This window comes from Shewanella sp. VB17, from assembly GCF_013248905.1.
Lineage (GTDB): Bacteria > Pseudomonadota > Gammaproteobacteria > Enterobacterales > Shewanellaceae > Shewanella.
Genome location: NZ_JABRVS010000001.1, coordinates 2887544 through 2910344, shown reverse-complemented (window position 1 = coordinate 2910344; position 22801 = coordinate 2887544). Strand labels below are relative to the sequence as shown.

The window sequence follows — 22801 nt, the reverse complement described above, 5'->3', positions numbered from 1 at the left end:
CCTATTATTATTTGAGTTCGAAGAGGCCTTTAGTGCCTGCTATCCAAATATGTCCCTGAGGATCTTCAGCTATTGACACCAAGTTTTCACCTTGGCGTAGCATCACCAATTCACTTTCACCACTGGCATTGATATCCAACACCCCTCCCCCATTTCCCACCACCCGCAATCCACCACCGTGTTGCAACATGACGCCATGAATGGTTGAATCGATGGGCAATGGTATTTTAGTCCAGTGACGTAAATTCAGTGCTGCTTGAAAAAGATGACCACGTAATCCCATCACATAAACGCTCTCTTCTGACTCGATCACATTAAACAACGAGCCTTCATAGATAACATCAAGTTTTTGCCAATGACGCCCACGATCCTTGGATACCGACATCAATCCAAGCTCACCCACCATGAGCACACGCCCATCTTTCATTGCTATAACACGATTTAAATGAGGCAAAAGAATGCTTCGCTCGCTGAGGTATAATGCTTCATCTTCGGCTTTTAACTCCGCTAAATAAGTCACATCCTCTGTCACTAGGAGTGTTTCATGGTACTCGGCAATCCAATCCTTACCGGCATTATTAGTACGATAGAACAGACCGTATGCCCCAATGGCCACACCATTTAATTCATCGAAAAAAAGTATATCAAGCAATGGCTTTTCAACTTCAGGAGATGACATTTGTAATTGCCAAGTCAGCCCGCCATCCCGTGTGTGAATAATGGTTGCATCATGTCCAACTGCCCACCCAATTTGAGGCGTAATAAAAAAGACTTTGGTTAAATGAGCGACGGTGGGTGACACAACTTGATGCCATTGAGACACTTCTTGATTGTTAAATACAAAGACATGCCCACGCTCACCCACGGCAACCATGGTGTTACCCTTAACCGCAATATCAACAATAACGGATTTTATCGCTAACGGCTGAATTTGACGATTCAGGCTCTGTGATCCATTAGCCATCACCGATAAAGGAAGCAAACTGGGTATGAGTAACCAAAAAGACATAAATCGAAGCATGCTAGACAACATACAAACTCCCTTAGAAATAGAGGGGCACCATCTATGTGCCCCTTTGTGTCACAGAATTAACGAATACCTGCACTTCTTAAAGCAGCTGGGGTAAAGTTAGCTTCATTCAATTTTGCATCAAAATTATACATACGACCTTCATTATCCAGTCCCATGGCGATATAGCGCCTAGATTGGAGATCATGAAAGACTTCCAATGTCGTCCAATGCGTCGGCACTTCGTAATAGTTCATACTATGTGCAACAGCGACTCGATATAATTCATCACGATTATCATATATATCGGCTAACGACACTTGCCAAGAATCCTCATCAATATAAAAAACCCGCGTTTTATAGATATGGCGCATGCCCTCTTTAAGTTCAGCTTTTACTACCCAAACGCGATGTTTCTCCCAACGTACAAAATCAGGATTAATATGACCGGGTTGAATAATCTGATCATATTTCAATGTATCTGAATGTAATTTGTAATCATTGTAAGGAATATAGATCTCTTGTTTACCGACCAACTTCCAGTTATATCGCACAGGAGAGCCATTAAACATATCAAAGTCATCGGTAGTTCTTAGGCCATCAGAAACAGAGCCTGGACTGTCAAATGCCACATTAGGCGCCTTACGAACACGACGTTGGCCTGTGTTATACGTCCAAGCTTGGCGCGGCAGGGCTTCTTGATCCATGGTTTCTTTAACCAGTAAAGCAGTACCTGCATGACGTGCTGGCTGAGTCACCACTTGTTTAAAGTAAAACAAGGTGTTACTTTCCTTCAACTTGTCGAGGGTCATTTCTGGGCGAGAATACTGAAAGCGTATTTCTTCTGCCGTTTCAACTAAGGTATAACTGCCGCCAGCGGTCGGGGCAGCTTGACTTCGGGCAGTTTCGACATCAATGCCACGAAAACGCAAAACATGGTTCCAAATAACCTCTAAACCATTATCAGGGATAGGAAAAGGAACACCAATCGAGGCACCTTTAATGCCGTTACCTTCTGAAACCAGCTCAGCCCGTGTCGCATTGGCTTTGGTCGCATCATAGACAAATTGTGGTACAGAAGCCGTACGTCGCGTCTGATAAACATTCATCTTATAGGTTTGTGGATAAAGCGCAAATAAACGCATTTGACCGGGGCTTAAATGTGCTTTGTACTTATCTTTGTTAGCATTAGTAATAGTGAATTCAATTTTATCTTGCGGAAAAGGGTCTGGGTGATGCATCCCCTTTTTATAACCTGCAATCGCTGCTGTGATCCCACCATCCCATGCAGGGATGCTGCCATCAGCATTCCCGGCTTTCATCCCCCCTAAAGGGGTGAGTTCGGTGCCTAACTTAGCAGCTTCAGTATCCGTCACTTTTGCCATAGCACTCGGTGCACTCAGTGCAACGATCACAGCCGTCGACAATATCCCAAGTTTATTCATTATTATTGTCCTTGTGATTTAAATTGAATATTTGATGTTAAATGACACGTAATCACGGTCAGACATCTGATTAGTCGTCCCGACACCACCAAAGAAGCTGTTATAAGAGAAATCGGCTCCCCAACGACTCTGATAATCAAAGTTCACACCGACAGCGACAGATTTTTTCCCTTCAGTGAACAGAAACATAGGATCGGGCGTGATCCCATCGACATCATGGGAAAAAATAACCCTTGGTGACATGTTAACCCCAGCAAACAAATTGTTATATTCCGCTTTAGCCACTAAACGGTAGCCCCAAGCAAAATCCGTAGGAAATGGATTGCTTTCAACCCCATCTTGAGTCAATTGGATCACTCCAGGCATGTCTGGGTTACCCCCAGAGCGCGCCGTACCAGGGCCATTTAAACGCAATTCATCAAACTCTGGCATGTCATGGATCCACACACCACCCACTTCGGCTAACATCACCAAATTGCTCGTACCCCAAGTCGGTCCAAATAAGTGAGTCAATGTGAACTGTGCTTGAGTGGTATCACGTAAAATATACCCTTGTGCCGTTTCACCTGGCGCAATGGTGTCCATTTGTGAAATACCATCAAGTTCAGGACGAACAATCAGATCTGGTACTCCAGCATTAGCCAACTGTTGTGGCATGGCAGCAAACAGCAATTCAACATCATCAATTTGCAAAGGCTCATCTTGACGGTGAGCAATTTCACCGGCAACCGAAGTGTCACCGACTAACGTATTGAAACTAAACCCATATAATTGAATGTCTTCTGGGTAAACAATCTGTGCTTTAGAAAAGGTCTCTAACCCTAGTAAGACTTCACGATTAACCTCCCCAGCTCGGGCGGCAATACCGCCAAGTTGGACCAAATCTCGAGCAATGGCATCACCAGTAAAGTTGGCTACCGTGCCACTAATTAATGGTCTGCGACTGTGATAATTCATGTAATAGAGGCCAAACTCGGTCTCACCTAATTCAGGCGCATAATACCCTAACTTAAGACCATATTGCCCAGAGTCGCTAGCACTCGCTTGATCTTGGATTAAGGTCACTTTTGTTGGATAAGCCAGTGCAAGTCCAGCTTGCTGTGCTCCACTCAATTGCCCCGATGCTATCATCGTCAGCAATTGATTATACTCAGCCTCTAAGAACGCCAAGTTGATATCCGGGTTGGCATTAAACCCTAACTGAGCATTTTGACCATAACCACCGTAACCAGCAAAATCATTGGTTGCAAAATAAGATCCGGGGGTCGGTACCCAAATAGGTTGCCAATCGTATTGATAAAACGCTTCAACAGAAAGTTTATCTGTTAAGCCAAGCGATGCCCAAACCATGCCTTGGGGTCTAAAGGCTTCTTTAAGCTCAGCACCTGGGGCATTAAGAATATTGAGGTCCACTGGGTTAATCACCCCAATACCATGAGGAATTAAGGTACTTTCTCCCCAAGATATCACCTGTTGACCGACACGAATCGTCAATGGATTAGACCCCTCATTAAAATCAAAGTCACCATAAACAAATGCATCAAGTAAGCGTATATCTTTGCATTGAACTTCAGATGCTTGTGAGTCCGAACAAGGATCATATTCTTGGCCCGTTATCGGATCACGGTAGCCATAGCTGCCATTATTGGCCTTTTGATCAAAAAAATACATTCCGCGAGCAAAAACACCGTAGTTGTCATATTTAAGTGACAACTCATGTAAACCTTTAAAAACAACCGCTGTTGTATCTCCTTGAGAATAAAGCTGATCACTTAAATCGCCATTACTAGAATATGAACCTGGCTGGGCCCAAATCTGAGTGTTGGTATATTTGGTATTGTTGAATGCAGAATAATTTGTCCAATCGAATCTGGGATGATTGACCTTACCGATGTTGTTGTCCCAATCACGTCCTTCCACTCGCCAGCTAGCGCCTGCTGAAAGTGTACTATCAAATGTACCGTCAACCTCTCCCCAATTAAATGAGACTGCATTGGCAATGGATGTTGATCCCATGCTCAATGCCGCTACGATCCCTAAAGCAAGCGTCGACTTATTAAAACCCTTAATAACCTTTTTCATTTTAGCTCTTCTCCGTAACCTGTTGGATTTTTTGTTATAGGAATGGTAACCAACATCTAGTCAGCCTACAGGCAACACTATTGTTACAGTATTTACATCTAGTGAGCAACACGAAACGTAATAAAAATGTTTTAAATATTAAGTAGTTTAATAAAAATAACATCGAAAATGTAAACGTTTGATTTAAAAATGAGGAGTAATGAAGGGGTTTAATCGATGAAGAAAGATAAAACATCAATAATAACAATAACATAGGGTCGCATTGACCGATTATATTCATGAAATAAATATAATCGGTCGTTTGAAGTAAATACTCTAATAAAAATCAACTAGATTTTAATCAGTGACAATAAATCTCCATTTTTATTCAATTCCAATTTAAACTGACCTTGGATCCCAGCCCTCGTGACAAAAGGCCGAAAATGACGACAATGGATCCACAGTTTTTTTCCTTTGCTATCACTCACTTCAACCTTATTAACATGACCTTGATAGTAACGCTCAAAATCTTGATAGTTAACATTAAGTGAAAAATAAAAAATCATTTTATTCATATCATTATTTGACAGATAACCCACTACAAAGTGATGTTATCTTAGGCTAATAATCCAGGGCTTTAGACACTTTCTCGTACAGATCGGTAGACAGTTCAGGCAATGCTAAAATCCGCTCTAAGGCACTTTTTATCAAACCTTGTCGATGAATATCGAATTTCTTAAACTGTATTAATGGAGTAATAAGTCTCGCAGCCACTTGCGGGTTCGACGTATTTAACTTAATGATGGTTTCAGTTAAAAACTCATACCCTTTACCATCATATCGATGAAATTGAACTAAATTAGCAGTAAATGCCCCCACTAAAGATCGGACACGATTAGGATTAGAAAAACTAAATGCTGCATGCTCTGTCAGCTTCTCCAGTCTCTCTAAACATTGGTCAGATCCACATGCCGCATGCAAGGTTAGCCACTTATCCATCACCAGTGGCGTCACTAACCATTTATCCTCATAATCTGCCATCAGTTCGCTTCTTAAAGGCGACTCATCACTATTAAGCGCAAGTAAGGCACCTAAACTGTCTGTCATATTGGTGGCATTTTCGTACTGAGATTGAGCATGGACCTGATGCAAAATCGATACTTTTTGTAACAATAGCAAACACGCATTTTTAAGCGAGCGGGCAGAGGCATTATCAACATTGATTTGCTCGCGATAACGCGTCAATAATTCATCTTCACAGCCTGAAGCTAGCTCCCCAATAACGAAATCACGCGCCATCACCAAACTATCGAGATCCACAACACTAGCTTGCTCAATTAACGCAGAAACACTGGGTAAAGTCAGGATCTCCGCCACCAGTGCCGGATCTAAGGTTTCAGATAACAGTACACCGCGATAAGCATCCACGACCCTGCAATCAACATGCATGGCTTGTTTGGCTGCGAGCTTATCAACATTGCTCCAAATTGACTGGCTAAACAAGGCAACCGATGCTTCCCACCGCGCTACTTCACTGCTTGCATAGCGCATTAAGTGGACCAATTGCTCAACCGAATAATTAAAATCAAGCTTCACTGGTGCTGAGAAATTCTGCAATAGTGATGGGATAGGTTGATGATCGAGATCATTAAAAATAAACGTTTGATCAGCTAATTTAACATCCAATACTTCACTTAACATGGTCTCACCATCAGATGAAATAAGTTCAAGATCGAACGGAATATGCAAGGGGGCTTTATCAAGTTGATCAGCAGTCGCATTTGTATGCTGTTTAATCACCAGTGAATAGCACTTACTCACTTCATCATACTGCTCTGTCACACTGACAGTGGGCGTGCCTGACTGGCTATACCACAAGGAGAAATGTTGAAGATCAACACCACTGGCATCTTGCATCGCAGCAATGAAATCATCACACGTCACAGCTTGTCCATCATGACGTTTAAAATAAAGCTTCATACCCGCTTGAAATCGGGACTCACCGAGCAAGGTATGCATCATGCGAATCACCTCTGCACCTTTATTATACACGGTGACAGTATAAAAATTATTCATCTCAATCACAGAATCAGGTCGAATAGGATGTGACATTGCGCCTGAATCTTCGGCAAACTGTTGGTTTTTAATGACTTTAATTGCATGAATACGATTCACAGCACGAGAACCAAGATCGGAGCTGAATTCTTGATCCCTAAAAACGGTTAACCCTTCTTTAAGACTTAACTGGAACCAATCACGGCAAGTTACCCTATTACCAGTCCAATTATGAAAATATTCATGGCCCACAACAGACTCAATACCATGATAGTCAACATCGGTAGCCGAACTCGTATCCGCTAACACATATTTAGTGTTGAAGACATTTAGCCCCTTGTTTTCCATCGCACCCATGTTAAAAAAATCAACGGCAACGATCATGTAGATATCAAGATCATATTCAAGATCAAATCGAGATTCATCCCACGCCATGGATTTTTTCAGTGATGCCATCGCATGATGTGACTTATCTAGATTACCTTTATCAACGAAAACCTGCAATTTAATGGGCCGTTCACTACAGGTGATAAACTCATCTTCTAACAGGTCAAAATCACCCGCCACTAAGGCAAATAAATAAGCGGGTTTAGGGAAAGGATCTTGCCATTGTACAAAGTGTCGTCCACCTTCGATATCCCCTTGTTCAACGAGATTACCGTTACTCAAAAGATAAGGAAAAGTCTCTTTTTCAGCAACAATTCGAACACTATAGACAGCAAGGACATCGGGTCTATCAAGGAAATACGTGATGCGTCTAAACCCTTCAGCTTCACACTGCGTGCAATAGGCCCCATCAGACATATACAGTCCTTCAAGGCTTAAGTTGGCCTCAGGATCAAGTTGTGTAATGATCTCTAATTCAAACTCAACCAAGGCAGTCTCAATGATCAAACTCGTTGCATGTTGAATGTAGGTAACATCATTACCATTGATCTTAACCGATAACAACGTCAGCTGATCACCATTGAGCACTAAGCTGGTTTGCTCTTTGTCTTGACGTACACACTGACTCTTCGCAATCACTTGAGTATTTTTCCCATCTAACTCAAAATTTAAATCAATATGGGTAATGGTAAATGCTGGAGCTCGATAATCTTTAAGATACTTCGCATTGATTTTTGTCATTTTCCGACCTTAATTTTTGTATGTTAGAGGGCATTTATAGGGGGGTGGATATAAAAAAACGCGCCATAAGCGCGTTTCTATGTGAGTGATAAATGTTATTTTATGGTATTTTTGGCCACTTGTTCAATATCAACCAAGTCGAGCGTAATACTCACGGTTTCATCAAGAAAAGCATCAGGGGTCTTAACTTCATCCTCTTTATCTGAGGTGTCTTCATCATCGTTGTCTAAACTCTTGAGCGCAGCAAAGCCTTGACTGACACGACGTTTATTCAAACGTTCCAGTTGCTTTTTATCATTGGCTTCACGCTCATTAATCCGCTCGCTCTCAACCAATGATATGGTTTTCTCATTGTGATGTACCTTGAATTCAGCAATATCTTGGTAGATATAACTAAATTCTACATCTTGTTTAATACGCACCTTATGCATCTCATCTAAATGTGTAATGAGACTCGGATTAACATCACCCAAGGTACTGTATTGCGCCACAGGCACTTTATCCCAAGGTAGCGCATTGTCTTCCTCAGCTTCACCATATTCACCAGGTGCTAACGCACTAGGAAAAGCAATGTCAGGTGTGACTCCTTTAAGCTGAGTACTGCCACCATTAATACGGTAAAATTTCGCTATTGTATATTGAACATGCCCAATAGGCTTTTCATACATATCGTAGATACGGCCTAGGCTCTTATGCTGCTGTACAGTGCCTTTACCAAACGTTGATTCACCTACAATCAGTGCACGGTCATAGTCTTGTAAGGCTGCAGCAAAAATCTCAGAAGCCGATGCACTATAACGATCAACCATCACACTTAATGGGCCAGAATAAGTTACTTTGCCATCATTATCACGATTTTGAGAAACTTTACCATTGGCATCTCTAATCTGAACCACTGGACCTTGTTCAATGAACAAACCCGTTAATAACGTGGCTTCGGTTAAGGCACCACCACCATTACCTCTAAGGTCAATGATCACCCCTTCAACCTGTGCTTCTTTCAATTTAGCCAGTTCTTTAGACACATCAACAGATAACCCCATATAAAAGCCAGGGATCTGAATCACACCTACTTTGCGATTAGCGTATCGTCCTTTTTTGGGTTCAATCACTTCGGAAGTGGCAGCCCTATCTTCTAATCTGATTTTATCTCTAACAATAACAATTTCAAAAGGCTTAGCTGATGAACCGCCTTTTTTAGGTAAAATTTGTAATACGACTTTACTGCCTTTGGGGCCTTTGATTAATTCGACCACATCGTCAAGGCGCCAGCCAATAACATCAATGACTTCTTTGCCATTTTGACCTACACCAACAATTTTATCTTCTGGAGATAATTTCGCACTCGTTGCAGCTGGACCACCAGCCACTAAACTTTTGATCACTGTGTAATCGTCATCCATCTGTAACACGGCGCCAATGCCTTCAAGGCTTAGGTTCATTTCCATTTGGAAACGTTCTGCGTTACGAGGAGATAGGTAACTAGTATGAGGTTCTACGCTACGAGAAAATGCATTCATCATGCCTTGAAAAACATCTTCGCTTTTTGTTTGACTTAATCGTTTAATCGCATTGTTATAACGCTTTTCAAGCACAGGCACAATTTCTTGCCACGTTTTTCCGGTTAACGCTAAATTTAATGCATCGTATTTCACACGCTGACGCCATAATTCATTCACCTCGGCTTCATCTTTAGGCCAAGCAGCCTCTTCGCGATCATACTGATAATTGTCATTGGCGAGTGTAAAATCCATTTCTTTATCTAGTAATGACAACGCATAAGAAAACCGTTCATAACGTCGCTTTTGCACCAATTCAAACATTTTATAAGCTGGGGTTAAATCGCCACTTTTAAGCATGTCATCAAATTGCTTTGAATACGCCATAAATGTATCAAGGTCGCTTTGCAGCATGACATTACGTCGATAATCGAGTTGTTTTAGATAACGCTCATAAACGTGTACAGAAAACGTATCATCAAGCTTAAATCGGTGGTAATGGGATCGAGTGAAGAGATCGGTAACACGCTTGCTAGCCACTTTATGTTGTGGCTCCTGTGTTAAAGCGGGTAACTCGCTGAATGGAATTGATGGGGTTAACGCCCACGACGAAAAACCGACAAAAATACTGGCGATTGAGACAACCAAGGGTATTTTCCGCATCAACAAGTTACTCCTTTTAAGATTAAATTTAAGTGTGTTACAGCATTATGTGCTCAATGCGAACTTTCACCGTCAAACCTGAGTCCAATTGCACTTGAACATCTTCTTTTTTAATATCAACAATCACACCAGCAACAGGTAATTTACCCAGTTTGACATTAACGCGCTGATGTTGTTTTAGCTCATTTAATACCGCTGGTGTTAACTCAACAGCTGGAGCCACTTCTTTAGCTGGTTTAAGTGTCGGTTTAGCTATCGGTTTAGTGCGCTTTGGCGCCGTTTTTTTAACCGACTTAGTACTAGTAGTTTCACTTGCTTTTGCAGCTGTCGCTTTGGCTATACGTTTTGCTTTGGCTTTTTCTTGACTCTCTTTAAGCGTCAACTGAGCATGATCAATGTGCTCTTGCTCTAACGCTCCACATTCCTGGCCACTTAAGTCAATACGTTGCGCACCAGCTTTGACACCTTTAAGGTAACGCCAACTGCTAGTATAGCGTCTTAACGCAATTCTCAATTGAGTTTTACTGACTTTAGAATCATCAGCTAACCTTTCAGCCAAATCCTGAAACAATCCAATCTTTAATGGCTTAGTTTCACCTTCGGCGATAAAGCACAAAGGAAATGTTTCATATAAATACGCAAGAATTGCGTTGGTGTCGGTCAACTTATCTGTTGATTCCATCATTACTTCCACAGTTTAAAAAGGGACTCTATCCAAAGCATATTCACAGGAATACACCATTAAGGGTCGTTTATATTCATCAGGCGCAATAGCATTTAATATCGAGTCAATGGTTAACCATTAAACAAAGAGTACAAACGCAGCAGACATACCTTAGCAATTACAACTCACAAACGCCAAGCATTCATTCTAAGAATTAAAGAGATTTAACATCCACATCATTCCAACCGCCTATTATAAGCGTGACTGGCACGATTGCGACCACCAATTATGAATAATTGCTTATCGTTTAACCAAGTAACGCACTTTCGACGTTTTTTATCCCATTTTCAAGACTAATTTGATCTATTTTTGTGAATCGATCTAAAATCAGCCTAAAATTCGTTGATAAATATCCTTACACGCTATTTTTTAGGTTCAACCTTTTTGGCCATTTTTTTGACCGATTTAACCTCTGATGGTACCACTCCTTTTAATAAACTCGCTAGATGCTCTCTATGCTCAGCTAAATAGAAGCTTAATTTTTCGCAGATAGTGTCCTCGAGTTCAAGTGCTGAATCCGTTAAAAACGGCATCAGCAGATCAGCGATATCAAGCATTTTATCGTAAGCATCCGCCTCCTTCTTAGATGTAAACGTCATCTTCTCAACCCCTTCTCTTACTACGACAAATTTAGTCATTACCGTCATAATTATTCCTTGCACTGTTTTTATATACAGTTATAGGGTCTCATAAAAATAACTTATTGTGCAAGTATTCTAAAAAATCTGGTATTCTCATCTTCATTATTGATGACCATCAATCGGGTATCCTTGACAGGCTCGTTGCCGGGATCAAAGGAAAATCAATATTTTTCGGTGTAAAAAATACTCTTAGCTTTGCCCCATACTGAATCTTAAACGTGATTTGGGTATATACTTGATCATGATTTGATGATGAAAGTAATACAACAGCGGTAAGCTTATCTATTGATCAAAATATCGGTTAATGGCACACAATTAAGGAATAAAAAACACAACATGGGATCAGATTGTATTAAGGATAGTGTGACCTTATGCCACTCTTGTGATTTAGTGGTGACTAAACGGGCCTTACCGTCAGGTGTTCGAGCACTGTGTCCCCGTTGCAATACTGTTTTATACGACACTCCCTACTGTTCAATTAACGGCATGTTAGCCTTATGCATTACTGCGCTAATCTGCTTTACACCCGCCAATTTTTTTCCCATTTTAGAATTACATTTTTTAGGCAGTGTTAGAACAACGACCATTATTGAAGGCGCGTTGGCGGTATATGATGAAGGTTATTGGCTCGTTGGGATCGCCGTCATCATCACCGCAATCATCGCACCTGGTATACTCATTATATCGATTCTATCTCAAATACTTATTATCAAGTATCGCCTACATTCACCTTTTTTTAGGCGACAACTCAAACGGTTACTTGGCTATCAACATTTTGTTTCTCAATTAACTATGTTAGAAATTTACCTGATTAGTATTTTAGTCACCGTATTCAATTTATCCGATTTTGCTGATATTTTTTTAGGCCTCGGTACCTTCTGTTTCATCCTATTATTTATTGCCACTCTATTCTTGCAGCGTGAATATAATGTAGAACACATGTGGAGCTTTCTCGATGAATAACCTCACACAAACAACACAAGGTAAAGAAATAGGCTTAACGTCATGTCACACCTGTTATATGCTCAATAAACAAGAACAAAGTCATTGTTCACGTTGCGATAACGCTTTATCGGTTAGACATCATCATAGCTTACAGCAAAGCTGGGCACTGTTAATCACTGCAGCTATCTTGTTAATACCGGCCAATATATACCCGATAACCATGCTCATAGATCGGGGAAATATACGCCATGACACAATATTTTCTGGGATAGCACATCTAGTACACACAGGTATGTTCCCTATCGCCATTATCTTGTTTACCGCCAGTATTTTAGTCCCTTTGCTTAAGATTGTCGGATTAACCGTTTATTTAACTGCCATCAGTTTTCGTTTACCTATTTCGAAAAAAAAACTCATGTTAGGATTTCACATCATTGAATGGATAGGCCGCTGGTCTATGTTAGACCTGTTTGTGATATCCATTACTGTTGCATTGGTCAACATGGGCCAATTATTAGATGCAAAGCCCGCTCCGGCTGCCACCGCATTCGCATTAGTCATTCTGCTGACCCAACTGGCAGCAAAAGTACTAGACACTCGTTTACTCTGGGATCGACTGGAATCGAAAGATGACACACATTGAAGCACCAAAAATTGTAAAAAAGAAACTCTTCTCGCCAATTTGGCTGTTACCTTTATTGGCATTAGCCTTGGGAGCTTGGCTCGGCGTCAAGAGCATTAAGGAAGCAGGCATCGAAGTACGGATCCATTTTCCCAGTGCCACTGGTATTGATGTCGGCAAGACATTAGTGCGTTATCAAGGGGTCACTGTTGGAAAAGTGGTCGACATCAGCATAGGTGAAAACCTAAAAGGGGTTAATGTCGATCTTAAAATGGACTATAGAGCTGGGCCTTTTCTCAATCAACACACTAAGTTTTGGCTCGTGGCACCCAAAGCATCAATCACTGGTGTTGAAGGATTAGACACCTTATTCTCTGGTAATTATATTGCGATTCAACCAGGCGAAGGCAAATCTCAATCTTTCTTCCAAGCAGAAGAAAACGCACCAGCAGTTCTGCCCAATGAAGATGGACTTGTGATCGAGCTAACCAGTCAAAAATTAGGCTCGTTAAGTGTCGGATCACAACTATTTTACCGTCAAATTCCAGTAGGGCAGATCATCAGCTACCAACTCAAAGGTGCAACACAAATCTCACTAACTGCGTTTATCGACAAACAATACGCTCATCTGGTGAAACACGACTCGCAATTTTGGAACGTATCCGGGGTTAACATAGATGCATCACTGGCAGGAATAAAAGTCAAAACCGAAAGCTTATCGACGATACTCGCTGGCGGGTTAAGCTTTAGCTCAACTGAAGATTCTCAAGCGGCAAAGAAAGGCCAACATTATGAAATTTATGCAACTGAAGAGCTAGCACTCGGCGGCATTGAGTTTACGCTCACCGCAGAGAAAGCCGGCTCCGCATCTGTTGGCACTAATATTGTTTTTAGAGGCATCACCATTGGCCGCATAACAGGATCAAGCCTCACTGACTCAGGGGTTGAATTTACCGCAAAACTCAATACCGAACATGCAAAGTTACTTTCAGCGAGCTCAAGCTTTTGGTTAGAAGGGGCCACACTTTCACTCTCAGGGGTGGATCATGTTGAGCGATTACTCACAGGCAGTGTTATTAACTTCTCTCCTGGGGCAGGAAAACCATTGTCACACTACCCCCTATTGTCCACACAACCTGATACATTAGCCCATAAAAATTTATCCCTAGTCCTCACATCCGATAGTAATCAAGGAATAGATGAAGGTGCTGAAGTTAGATATAAAAATTTTGCTATCGGCCGTGTTGATTCAGTCAAACTCAATCACGATTTATCCGGCATCGAATACCATATCGCGATAGCGTCTGAATTTGCAGAACTTATCACCCAAGGCAGTTACTTTGTCTCAGAAAGCGCCGTTTCTATCGAGGCATCACTAGAAGCCATTTCAGTTAAAACAAATGATCTCAGTACATTGACTAAAGGCGCGATTAGCTTGATCCAAGGTAAATCAACGACCAGAGTGAAAAAAGATGCCTCGTTGTTGCTGTTTACATCGCAAGCACACGCTGACAAGCACTTTGATGACGCCAACTTAACTCAATTAACCTTAAGCAGCCCAGATGGTGCCGATCTCTCTGTTGGCGCGCCAGTGTATTATCAAAAAATGCAAATTGGGCAAGTCAACAATATAAAATGGCAGGCAAGCAGTGAAAACTTTGCTATAACCTTCAGCATTCAAAAACAATTTTCCAGTTTACTCAGATCTAATACCGTGTTTTGGCGCAACAGCGCAGTATCCATCAACGCTGCAATGACAGGTATTAATATCGATATAGCCTCGCTTCAAGGCGCCTTAAAGGGCAGTATTACACTGGGCTTACTCGATGAAAAAGAACAAGGTAACCAAAAACACCTCTATGCAGATAAGTCATTAGCATTAGCCCTCGCCCAACCCATCACCTTGAGTTTCCCTGCTGATGTTAAATTGGCGGCCAAAGCCCCGATCCGCTACCAAGGTCATCAAATAGGCGAAATTAAAACCGTTCAACTGGACAAAGATCTGCACAATGTCACTGCTAAAGCCTACCTTTATGGCCGTTATGCCGATCATTTTACCCAAGTGGACGCGCAATATTTTATTGTAGAAGCACAAATCTCTTTAGCCGGTATAAAGGCGGCAGAAACCCTAATCACAGGCCCCTATGTGGGTGTACTACCAGGACAAAAAACGGCAACCAGTCGCCAATTTATCGGCACCTTAACCCCAAGTGTGCTCGCTAAAGCGGGAGAACTGCAATTCACATTAGAAGACAGTTCATTAGGATCAATAAAATCCGGGACTCCAGTCTTTTTTAGAGGCATGAAAATTGGCCAAGTTGACAACTATGCTCTATCTGATACTGGTAACTCTGTGCTGATGTATGCTCATATTGACGCTAAGTTTAGCCATTTAATCAATCAAAGCAGTCAATTTTGGGATCTCTCCGGTGTCAAAGTCGACATCGGGTTATTTACAGGGGCTAAGATTGAAACAGGGACATTAGAAACCATCCTTGCCGGCGGTATTGGCGTCGTCACACAAGCACCCACATCGGCATCAAACACATTACAGCCTAATACCCAGTTCATCTTGAATAAGCATGTTGATCCTCAATGGCTACAATGGGCACCCGTGCAAACGATGCCATAACATTAGCCATGTAAAATCAGCTAGCATGCTCTCGGTACAAACGGGAGCATGCCATTCATCAACACCCCGACTCATTTTATTCTCTGTCTATACTGGCTTGATTAACCCTGTTTAACTATGATTTATTTATACAACAAATAGGTATCCATATGTCAACAGAGCTAATGCAAGAAGCGGCGATTAATTTAAAAAAAGCGATCCCCTTGATGCTTAAGCATCACATTCCGGCCACTCCGATCAATTATGCTCTTTGGTATGCCTACGTCGCAGAACGGCAGCCCAGTTTGAATCAGCAACTCGATAACATTATTGCCGAGCACAAAACGTGCTCTGCGTCCAATTCAACGCTGCTTTATCGTGAGTTTGTCTCTGATCCCGTCGATATCGATGTTATCGACATGAGGCAGAATCTCGAAGCAATGGCCACCGAGTTATCGCAGTCATTAAAAGACACAAATAATGATGCGTCTCATTTTCAGAAAAAAATCACCAGCAATTTTGAAAAATTAAGCCGCATAGAAACAGAAGGAGTGAACCTTGAAAAAGTTTTAGGCTTGGTGCGAAGCATGGTCAAAGAGTCAGATGAGATCCGCTCCAGTACCCAATATTTTACCGACCATCTACAGCGTGCCCAACAAGAAATAGACACATTAAAAGCCCAATTAAAAAAATCAGAAAAAGACGTATTATTTGATGCCTTAACCCAAGTATTAAACCGTAGAGCCTTCGATGCCGACTTAAAAGGAGCCTTAAATCAAGCTCCTGAGGGATTATGCTTAATTCTTATCGACATTGATCACTTTAAAATATTTAATGATAATTATGGTCATCAACTTGGCGATCAAGTGCTAAAATCTGTGGCTAAACGTTTGGGAGAGTCTTGTAAGGAAGGGACTAAATTATACCGCTATGGAGGCGAAGAATTTGTGGTCATCGCCGCCAACAGTGAACTGAGAAAAGCCAGACAATTAGCCGAAGCCATGCGCAGAGCATTGGAAAAAATATCGGTTAAAGATAGGCGTAAAAATTTAATGGTAAACCAAATCACCGCCTCTTTTGGCGTAGCCCAGTGGCAACCCTCTATTTCACCAAGCCAACTGATATCGCAATCAGATACCCTACTCTACGAAGCAAAACGGCTAGGACGTAATCGAGTCATGCCTATTCTAGGTTAACTAAAATCATAACACTTGAGCGGGATAGTTTAATTGATGCTTAAGCTCAAAGGTATGGAAAAGAGAAAACTTGATGAATAAAAATGGTACGTTTTTATCCATCAAGCGTGTTATTGCTTCACCTACGACTTAATCCGCTCAAGAACGAGGTTTTACTCATCAATAACTGCAAAACCTGTTGGGGATATAAAATCATTATTTATCCTTATATCAACGGTTTTCTTTGTGGGGTTTATATGGTATTCCACAATCTCATCACTGTTTATTCTGTTCATATAAAGCATGATATCCTCATCAGATTCAACAACAACACCTGACTCTGCCGTTAGCCCACCTTCACCTTCTGGACCTGGAATATAAAATTCATCATGCAAGATTATATCGGTATCGAAGTCATTAAACTCGTGCGTTTGTGTGTTATAAGAAAAAACTTTCACTGTCACTCCCTCAACAGTCCACGACTCAGTGTAATCCAAGCAAAAAAGTGTATGTTGCGAAGCTCGCAGTGCATCAAAAGAGCTATAGGGTCTATCTGGATCGATCAAAAGGCTGTTCACCGCATATGAATAACCACTTTCATCTAATCGATTAACGGTGCATTTTACATTCATATCATAACCATCAATATCCTGACTTCTTAAAGGGACTGATGATAATTTTGCATCGAATATTTCATACTGACTTCTAGACGATACCAACTGATTATTGACCGGAGGTTCAATAAAAGAAAAATAATCTGGGTCATTGCTATCAATCCCAGCCAATTTGCCATCTATAACACGCAAAGAATTATATCTATTACGTGTGTCATCATAGAGCAATTCGGTAAATTTACCGCTGTCTGAAATATAAGCGTAGTGGTTATAGAACTCGACATTGTTTTCCGGTGGATCTTGATAGTGAAACAGCATATTCCCTAATGCATCGATTTCTACTTGTCTATAATCTGCATATACATCTTGCATGACAGTTTCAACAACAAATGCATCATCATGAATTACAGCCTTAAAGACTCCACGCTTATGCCAATTATTCTCGTCAGTAATATCAAAGCTGTACAGCATTTCGTTCGGAGATATATCGCCTTGCTTTTGTTGGCTCAAAAAAGGACTTTCATTAGACAAATCGTGATCAAACTCAGATGGTTTGCCATCGACAATGATCGGATATAATTTTCCGCTGGTTTTATCCATTATCAAAGGGTAGTCGCCATAATAACGCGTACCTTCCCATGCTATGGTAGAGTTATCCATGTTGAACATGATGTATTTTTTATTAATATCAAGTACACGTGTGACAGTTGGCATCACAGGCTCTAAACCGCAACTTTCACAATCCTCAAAGGTCACGAGAAACGCTAACGATTCTCCATTTGCAGAATTTTCATATACCATATCGTCTATAGCAATATTTTCTTCATCAGAAACAAGCTCAAAATCTGCTGGCTTTATTGATTGAAAATCAACCTTAGGTACAGTAAGTGACTTTAATGCAGGACTATCTGTGACACCATCTGTGCCGCCATCTGTGCCGCCATCTGTTCCACCATCAGTGCCAGAATTGTCATCGCTACTGCCCCCACAACCGGAAAGTGCTAACACAGCACAAAATCCAAGAAGGGCAAAAATAGAATGGTTACGGTATTTCATAAATAATAATCCTCATAAAAAGATAACGGTCCCATGAGAAAGGACAAAACGTCACCGATATGCTTTAAATTTTTGTTATAAGTTGTCTCGGAATACGAATATTCCGATAAAGATTTAATGATCAGATGATGAGTTTTATTTCGTTCCTTGAAACATAATGCCGTCAGTATTAGGCGCGCATCATGTCCGCATAATCATATTCTGAAAACTTAGTTTCACGAATAATCCCTTCTAATCCAGAACTTGGCTTAATAAGGGCGAGTGTTAGGCCTCGGGTAGTAACCCGCATACCTGCAGATAATTCTTGATAAATATTGGTCAATTCATGTTGAACAACACTGCGCTTTTTCAACGTTTCCATGATTGTTAGCCAGTTAGTATTAACCGTGTGATCTTGGCCTTCAATGTTAACGTGTAAAGGAATATTTTTCATGATTTCATCATCTGGTTATATTAAAGTACGCAAATTGTACAATCATTGAGCTGAACCTATGCTGAACAGTCTGATGACTTTGGCTTTAATCAATACGAATAAGCTATCATATATACATTTAAAAGGCGGATAGATAACGTGCTGGAAATTTAAGATATTAATCTGGTACAGAATATTGAGCCCCCTCGCCTAGGATCCAAAGGCTGTATATCTTCATAAACGTGATCGAATCTAAGGTAAAGACCTGATAGATGTTCTACGCTAATTTGATAATATCATAAGCTTACAATCCTCCAAAAAAATCTAATTAGATAAATTTGGTAGTTTTAATTCAATGATTTAGGTGATTTTATGCGTCTTTCTTTTGACAAAATATATCAGGACATCACAAGTGGTACAGCATTAAAAACAACCGAGAAACCAACAGAATTTGAGCTAACACTCTCCAATAACAAAAAATACTTGGTAATAATTAATGATGCTGGAGAAGCTGATTCTGTCACTAAAATGAACAATAGTGATTTCAATTTCATTACCACTGGCAAACATTTGATATTCTATGCATAACTTTAAATAACTATCGTATGCTGCATAAGCCGTAGCTCGTCGACTTTCTCCTTAGATTCCAAGGATAACCGACACACTTTGGTATAGATAAGAAGGTCAGTTGCTTATAAGCTTCAGGCTCTCACACAATCCACCAAGGTAACCACAATGGGAAACCAACGTAAGCAACTGACGCTCAAAGAACGGTATCAGATTGAAGCATTTTGTAAACTAGATTTTTCAGCGAGAAAAATGGCTAAAGAGCTTGGCCGTAGTAATAAAACTATTTCAAATGAGTTCATTGACTCCTGCATGAAGGAGTATTGTGCGGAGACTGCACAGCAGCAAATGCAAATACGCCGTAGTGAGGCCGCTAAATACACTAAATGCTCTGCAAGCTTAAAAGAGCACGTCAGGTCGTTGTTAGTATTAGGCTTCAGTCCAGAACAAATAGCAGGACGAATGAAAAAAGAAAAGAGTGCTAACTCTTTGTCATGCAATACTATTTACAACCTCATAAAAAGAGAAAAATGGCACCAATTACTCCCTCGAAAAGGCAAACCTTATAAGAAGCGTAGTGGTGTTGAAGCTGGGGCAAAGCTTATCCCAGAGCGAGTCGATATCAGTGAACGTCCTGCTTGTGTTGATGAAAAAATAGAGATTGGCCATTGGGAAGGTGATACGGTTTATGGGCAAGATGGTTATCTTGTGACCTTAGTTGAACGTGTATCAAAATTACTGGTAACTTGCCGTGTTCCCAATAAAACTAAAAAAGTGGTGACCAGAGCGATTAATAAATTGCTTAAGCCATTTCAAGGAATGTGTAAAACGATAACATTTGATAATGGAGGTGAGTTTGCTGGTCATAAAAAAGTAAGTAAAGCATTAAGTTGTGACATTTATTTTGCAAAACCTTACCACTCATGGGAGAGAGGATTAAATGAAAATACCAACGGTTTGCTTAGGCGTTTCTTCCCCAAAGGAATGGCGATTGGCTCACTATCACACAAAGAGATCAAACAAGCTGAGTTTTTGATTAACATGAGACCCAGAAAGGCATTAGACTATCTGAGTCCGTATGAATATTTAACAGGCAAGCGTGTGTCGTTTATTGCTGAGATCTAGCCTCTTCTGCCGATCACCACTTGGTACCAAGCAAAACCCAGAGCTACCGTAGCCACTATCGCAGTAATTATTCCCACTCGTTCATTCCAAAATTGATAATCAACGAGGAATCCCCACCCAGTATTAAAACACGTCATCCTTGTACTCCAGCACGTTTATTATTATTCGCGATAATATCGCCAGTTATTGTTATTACTCGAGCTCGAAAACATACCCACTACGAGTTTACTAATATGAATAAATAACTGATTTTACAAATATAGTCATTCTATTTTGCCGCTAAATTCGATACGCTAACTGATATCCATATAATGTCAACATGGTTCAAGCGATTACAGTTTATTGAACATTGAATAGGAACATGAAATAGAGTCCCCAGCAGCAGAATAAATTAACTTCTTAAATATAAGGTGACACATGGCAAAATCAGCACAAGAGCTTAGGAATGGGGTACTAAAAGTACTGGAGGGAAAATCACTTCATGATCATCAAAGAGAAGCAGCTAAAAAGACCTTTGAGGCATTTGATAAAGACACTAGAGCGGTTGTTACCGCTGCTGAAATGCAAGCAGGTAAATCTGGAGTTGCATTAGCGTTATGCTGTCAGCAAAGATTAAGCCTTTCAGATTTAGATATAACAAGCCGTAAGAAATTACGCGATACTCTCTACCTAATCACAATGCCTGATGTAGCCTTGCTAGAGCAAGCGAAAGATGATCTTAATGGTGCAAAAAACGTAATAGTTAGTAATTTTGTCCGCTTTGAGAATGATTTAGAGAATGAGTTTAAAGAAAATCCTCCTAAATTAATTATCATAGATGAGTGTCACTACGGCTCTAACGTATCCGCAGTTCGTTATCACAAAATTTTTGATTACCTCGAAGAAAATGATACCTGTAAAGTTGTCTTTATCTCAGCAACCCCATTTGGTGCGCTATACGCGGCTGAAACCGCTTATGACAAAGCAAAAGAGATCCAAGAAGAAGCTGTAGATGAACAAGATGATGTAGCAGCAACACAAGCTGCAAGTATTGCGCAAAGCGCTGTAGCTAACTCCTTACTTCGCCGAAGTTTTGGTACTAAATTAGTATTTCACCGCACCAGTGATGAATATTATGGCGTGCGTGAAATGATAGCTGCAGGAAAAGTTAAAGGCCTTGAATCAACCAATAAAAACTTCTTGATCCCCTCTAACGAACGAAATGAATTCATAGATTACTTTCATAACTATCCAGATTCTGGCTGGTCATTAGTTCGTGTGCCTGCAAGTACCGCTATGGAAGCCAAAGAGTTTTTCTTAGCAGAAGGTGTACCTGAAGAAAATATTTTCATTCTTGGCCTTTCTCTGAGTGGAGTACCCGAAGATGAACAAACCAATATAGATAAATTTAAAAAAGAGTTTCACGATGCTATAGATTTTGGTGAGAAACTTGTTGCCATTACAGTCGCGGGTTGCCGTGCGGGCATAAACTTCGGCCCACTCATGAAAAACAACCTGATTTCAACTTGGGATAGCACAGTAGCTAGTGTCGCAGCGGTTGTTCAAGCAAACATTGGCCGAGCATGTGGCTACCATGAGAATAACGAATCATTGCACTTTACCAATATGGCAGCCGCTGAAGCTTATAGTGCGTCGCTCGATTATCTTGAAAAAAATACCAACGAACACAGTTCATCCGATTTCGAAGGCCTTCGAGAGTTTTTCGATGATCTATGTGAAGAATACAACGTGCAAGGCCTAGATGTAGGCATTACCGTAAAACGGAAAAAACGCAAACCCATTGGTGATGTAGAAACCTATTTCACCAATAAATATATTGCTGTACCAGGAAAGCTACTGCATGAAGAGTATGACTATAAACAGCACACGGATGATGATGTCTTACTACAAGCCATTTCCATGTTACGTGACGAGTTACTTCGAAATTATGGCCCAAAGGTAAAAGGCCATAGAGCCATGCGCGGCAAATATAAAAATTGGATAAAAGCGCAATGGGTTAACGGAGATACCTACGACAACAAAGAAAAAGCACGTAAAGTAGGTACAATGAAAGAACGTACCCTGCTATTTACAAAAAAAATAGACAAAGGTGAAAAACAAGAATACAACCAAGTGGTCATGCCCGGAAGCGGTGAACTATCTGAAAATAAGTTAGTCACAGCAACTGTTTTTAGTGTCTATAACCAATCCCGTCGTGATGTAAAAAAGAAAATCATGTCTGAGCAGGATATGCATGAAATATGTGAGCATTTTGGTGTTGAAAAGGACGATACCTTATTTGTTTTGTATAAACGTGGTGAATACAGTATTGAGTTATCAACAGCTAAAAAGCACGCCAATTTAGGTCCTGATGTGAAAACCAACATCAATGACGAAAGTCAATTCACAGGCCTTCCAGATGTTATTTTCTAAAAACATCTAATAGTCCGAATAAGTTACTAGAAGTGCT

Annotated in this window: 18 protein-coding genes; 7 read left to right on the top strand and 11 right to left on the bottom strand. The window is 40.7% G+C overall.

The features are described from left to right. Positions 1 to 7 precede the first annotated feature (7 nt). The 8 genes from HQQ94_RS12455 to HQQ94_RS12420 all read right to left on the bottom strand — a co-directional run bounded on the left by HQQ94_RS12455 (position 8) and on the right by HQQ94_RS12420 (position 11231). On the bottom strand, positions 8 to 1033 hold the full coding sequence (locus HQQ94_RS12455; RefSeq protein WP_254304052.1) for a YCF48-related protein: 1026 nt from the start codon (positions 1031 to 1033) through the stop codon (positions 8 to 10). 56 nt (positions 1034 to 1089) lie between these two features. Next, positions 1090 to 2454 (bottom strand): DUF1329 domain-containing protein, encoded by a 1365-nt coding sequence (locus HQQ94_RS12450; protein WP_173294726.1) that lies wholly within the window; start codon positions 2452 to 2454, stop codon positions 1090 to 1092. An 18-nt stretch (positions 2455 to 2472) separates the two neighbouring features. Further along, complete coding sequence (locus HQQ94_RS12445; RefSeq protein WP_173294725.1) at positions 2473 to 4536, bottom strand: DUF1302 domain-containing protein; 2064 nt, start codon at positions 4534 to 4536, stop codon at positions 2473 to 2475. 329 nt (positions 4537 to 4865) lie between these two features. Further along, entirely contained in the window at positions 4866 to 5090 is a 225-nt protein-coding gene (locus HQQ94_RS12440; protein WP_309247246.1) for a DUF2835 domain-containing protein, read from the bottom strand. 46 nt (positions 5091 to 5136) lie between these two features. Continuing rightward, positions 5137 to 7698, bottom strand: a complete 2562-nt coding sequence (gene pepN / locus HQQ94_RS12435; protein WP_173294724.1) for an aminopeptidase N — start codon at positions 7696 to 7698, stop codon at positions 5137 to 5139. 95 nt (positions 7699 to 7793) lie between these two features. After that, positions 7794 to 9860 (bottom strand): carboxy terminal-processing peptidase, encoded by a 2067-nt coding sequence (gene prc / locus HQQ94_RS12430; RefSeq protein ID WP_173294723.1) that lies wholly within the window; start codon positions 9858 to 9860, stop codon positions 7794 to 7796. A gap of 37 nt (positions 9861 to 9897) precedes the next feature. Further along, positions 9898 to 10542, bottom strand: a complete 645-nt coding sequence (gene proQ / locus HQQ94_RS12425) for an RNA chaperone ProQ (RefSeq protein WP_173296630.1) — start codon at positions 10540 to 10542, stop codon at positions 9898 to 9900. Between the two features lie 404 nt (positions 10543 to 10946). Next, on the bottom strand, positions 10947 to 11231 hold the full coding sequence (locus HQQ94_RS12420; RefSeq protein WP_173294722.1) for a YebG family protein: 285 nt from the start codon (positions 11229 to 11231) through the stop codon (positions 10947 to 10949). Between the two features lie 330 nt (positions 11232 to 11561). Between HQQ94_RS12420 and HQQ94_RS12415 the strand changes: the two genes are divergently transcribed. From HQQ94_RS12415 to HQQ94_RS12400, 4 genes are all read left to right on the top strand, one after another. Then, positions 11562 to 12188: a paraquat-inducible protein A gene (locus HQQ94_RS12415; RefSeq protein ID WP_173294721.1), complete on the top strand. Its 627-nt coding sequence runs from the start codon at positions 11562 to 11564 to the stop codon at positions 12186 to 12188. Continuing rightward, entirely contained in the window at positions 12181 to 12813 is a 633-nt protein-coding gene (locus HQQ94_RS12410; protein ID WP_173294720.1) for a paraquat-inducible protein A, read from the top strand. Before HQQ94_RS12415 ends, HQQ94_RS12410 begins: the two co-directional genes overlap by 8 nt. Next, the gene (locus HQQ94_RS12405) at positions 12800 to 15424 is read left to right on the top strand and encodes an MlaD family protein (protein WP_173294719.1); all 2625 of its coding nucleotides are present in this window, start codon (positions 12800 to 12802) and stop codon (positions 15422 to 15424) included. The genes HQQ94_RS12410 and HQQ94_RS12405 overlap by 14 nt, the downstream gene beginning before the upstream one ends. A 149-nt stretch (positions 15425 to 15573) precedes the next feature. Next, a complete protein-coding gene (locus tag HQQ94_RS12400; RefSeq protein ID WP_173294718.1) occupies positions 15574 to 16599 on the top strand; it encodes a GGDEF domain-containing protein in 1026 nt (341 codons plus the stop codon). Between the two features lie 152 nt (positions 16600 to 16751). On the opposite strand, the gene HQQ94_RS12395 is transcribed toward HQQ94_RS12400, so the two are convergent. Next, complete coding sequence (locus HQQ94_RS12395) at positions 16752 to 18248, bottom strand: hypothetical protein (RefSeq protein ID WP_173294717.1); 1497 nt, start codon at positions 18246 to 18248, stop codon at positions 16752 to 16754. A gap of 169 nt (positions 18249 to 18417) precedes the next feature. After that, positions 18418 to 18681: a hypothetical protein gene (locus tag HQQ94_RS12390; RefSeq protein ID WP_173294716.1), complete on the bottom strand. Its 264-nt coding sequence runs from the start codon at positions 18679 to 18681 to the stop codon at positions 18418 to 18420. Between the two features lie 351 nt (positions 18682 to 19032). On the opposite strand from HQQ94_RS12390, the gene HQQ94_RS12385 reads away from it, so the two are divergent. Further along, positions 19033 to 19248 carry a hypothetical protein gene (locus HQQ94_RS12385; RefSeq protein WP_173294715.1) on the top strand — a complete coding sequence of 72 codons (216 nt, stop codon included), beginning with the start codon at positions 19033 to 19035 and terminating at the stop codon, positions 19246 to 19248. A gap of 147 nt (positions 19249 to 19395) precedes the next feature. Next, complete coding sequence (locus HQQ94_RS12380; protein WP_173292984.1) at positions 19396 to 20352, top strand: IS30 family transposase; 957 nt, start codon at positions 19396 to 19398, stop codon at positions 20350 to 20352. Here HQQ94_RS12380 and HQQ94_RS12375 read toward each other — a convergent pair. Then, complete coding sequence (locus tag HQQ94_RS12375; protein ID WP_173294714.1) at positions 20349 to 20489, bottom strand: hypothetical protein; 141 nt, start codon at positions 20487 to 20489, stop codon at positions 20349 to 20351. The genes HQQ94_RS12380 and HQQ94_RS12375 overlap by 4 nt on opposite strands. A gap of 280 nt (positions 20490 to 20769) precedes the next feature. Between HQQ94_RS12375 and HQQ94_RS12370 the strand changes: the two genes are divergently transcribed. Further along, positions 20770 to 22764 carry a DEAD/DEAH box helicase family protein gene (locus HQQ94_RS12370; protein ID WP_173294713.1) on the top strand — a complete coding sequence of 665 codons (1995 nt, stop codon included), beginning with the start codon at positions 20770 to 20772 and terminating at the stop codon, positions 22762 to 22764. The last annotated feature ends 37 nt before the right edge of the window (positions 22765 to 22801 follow it).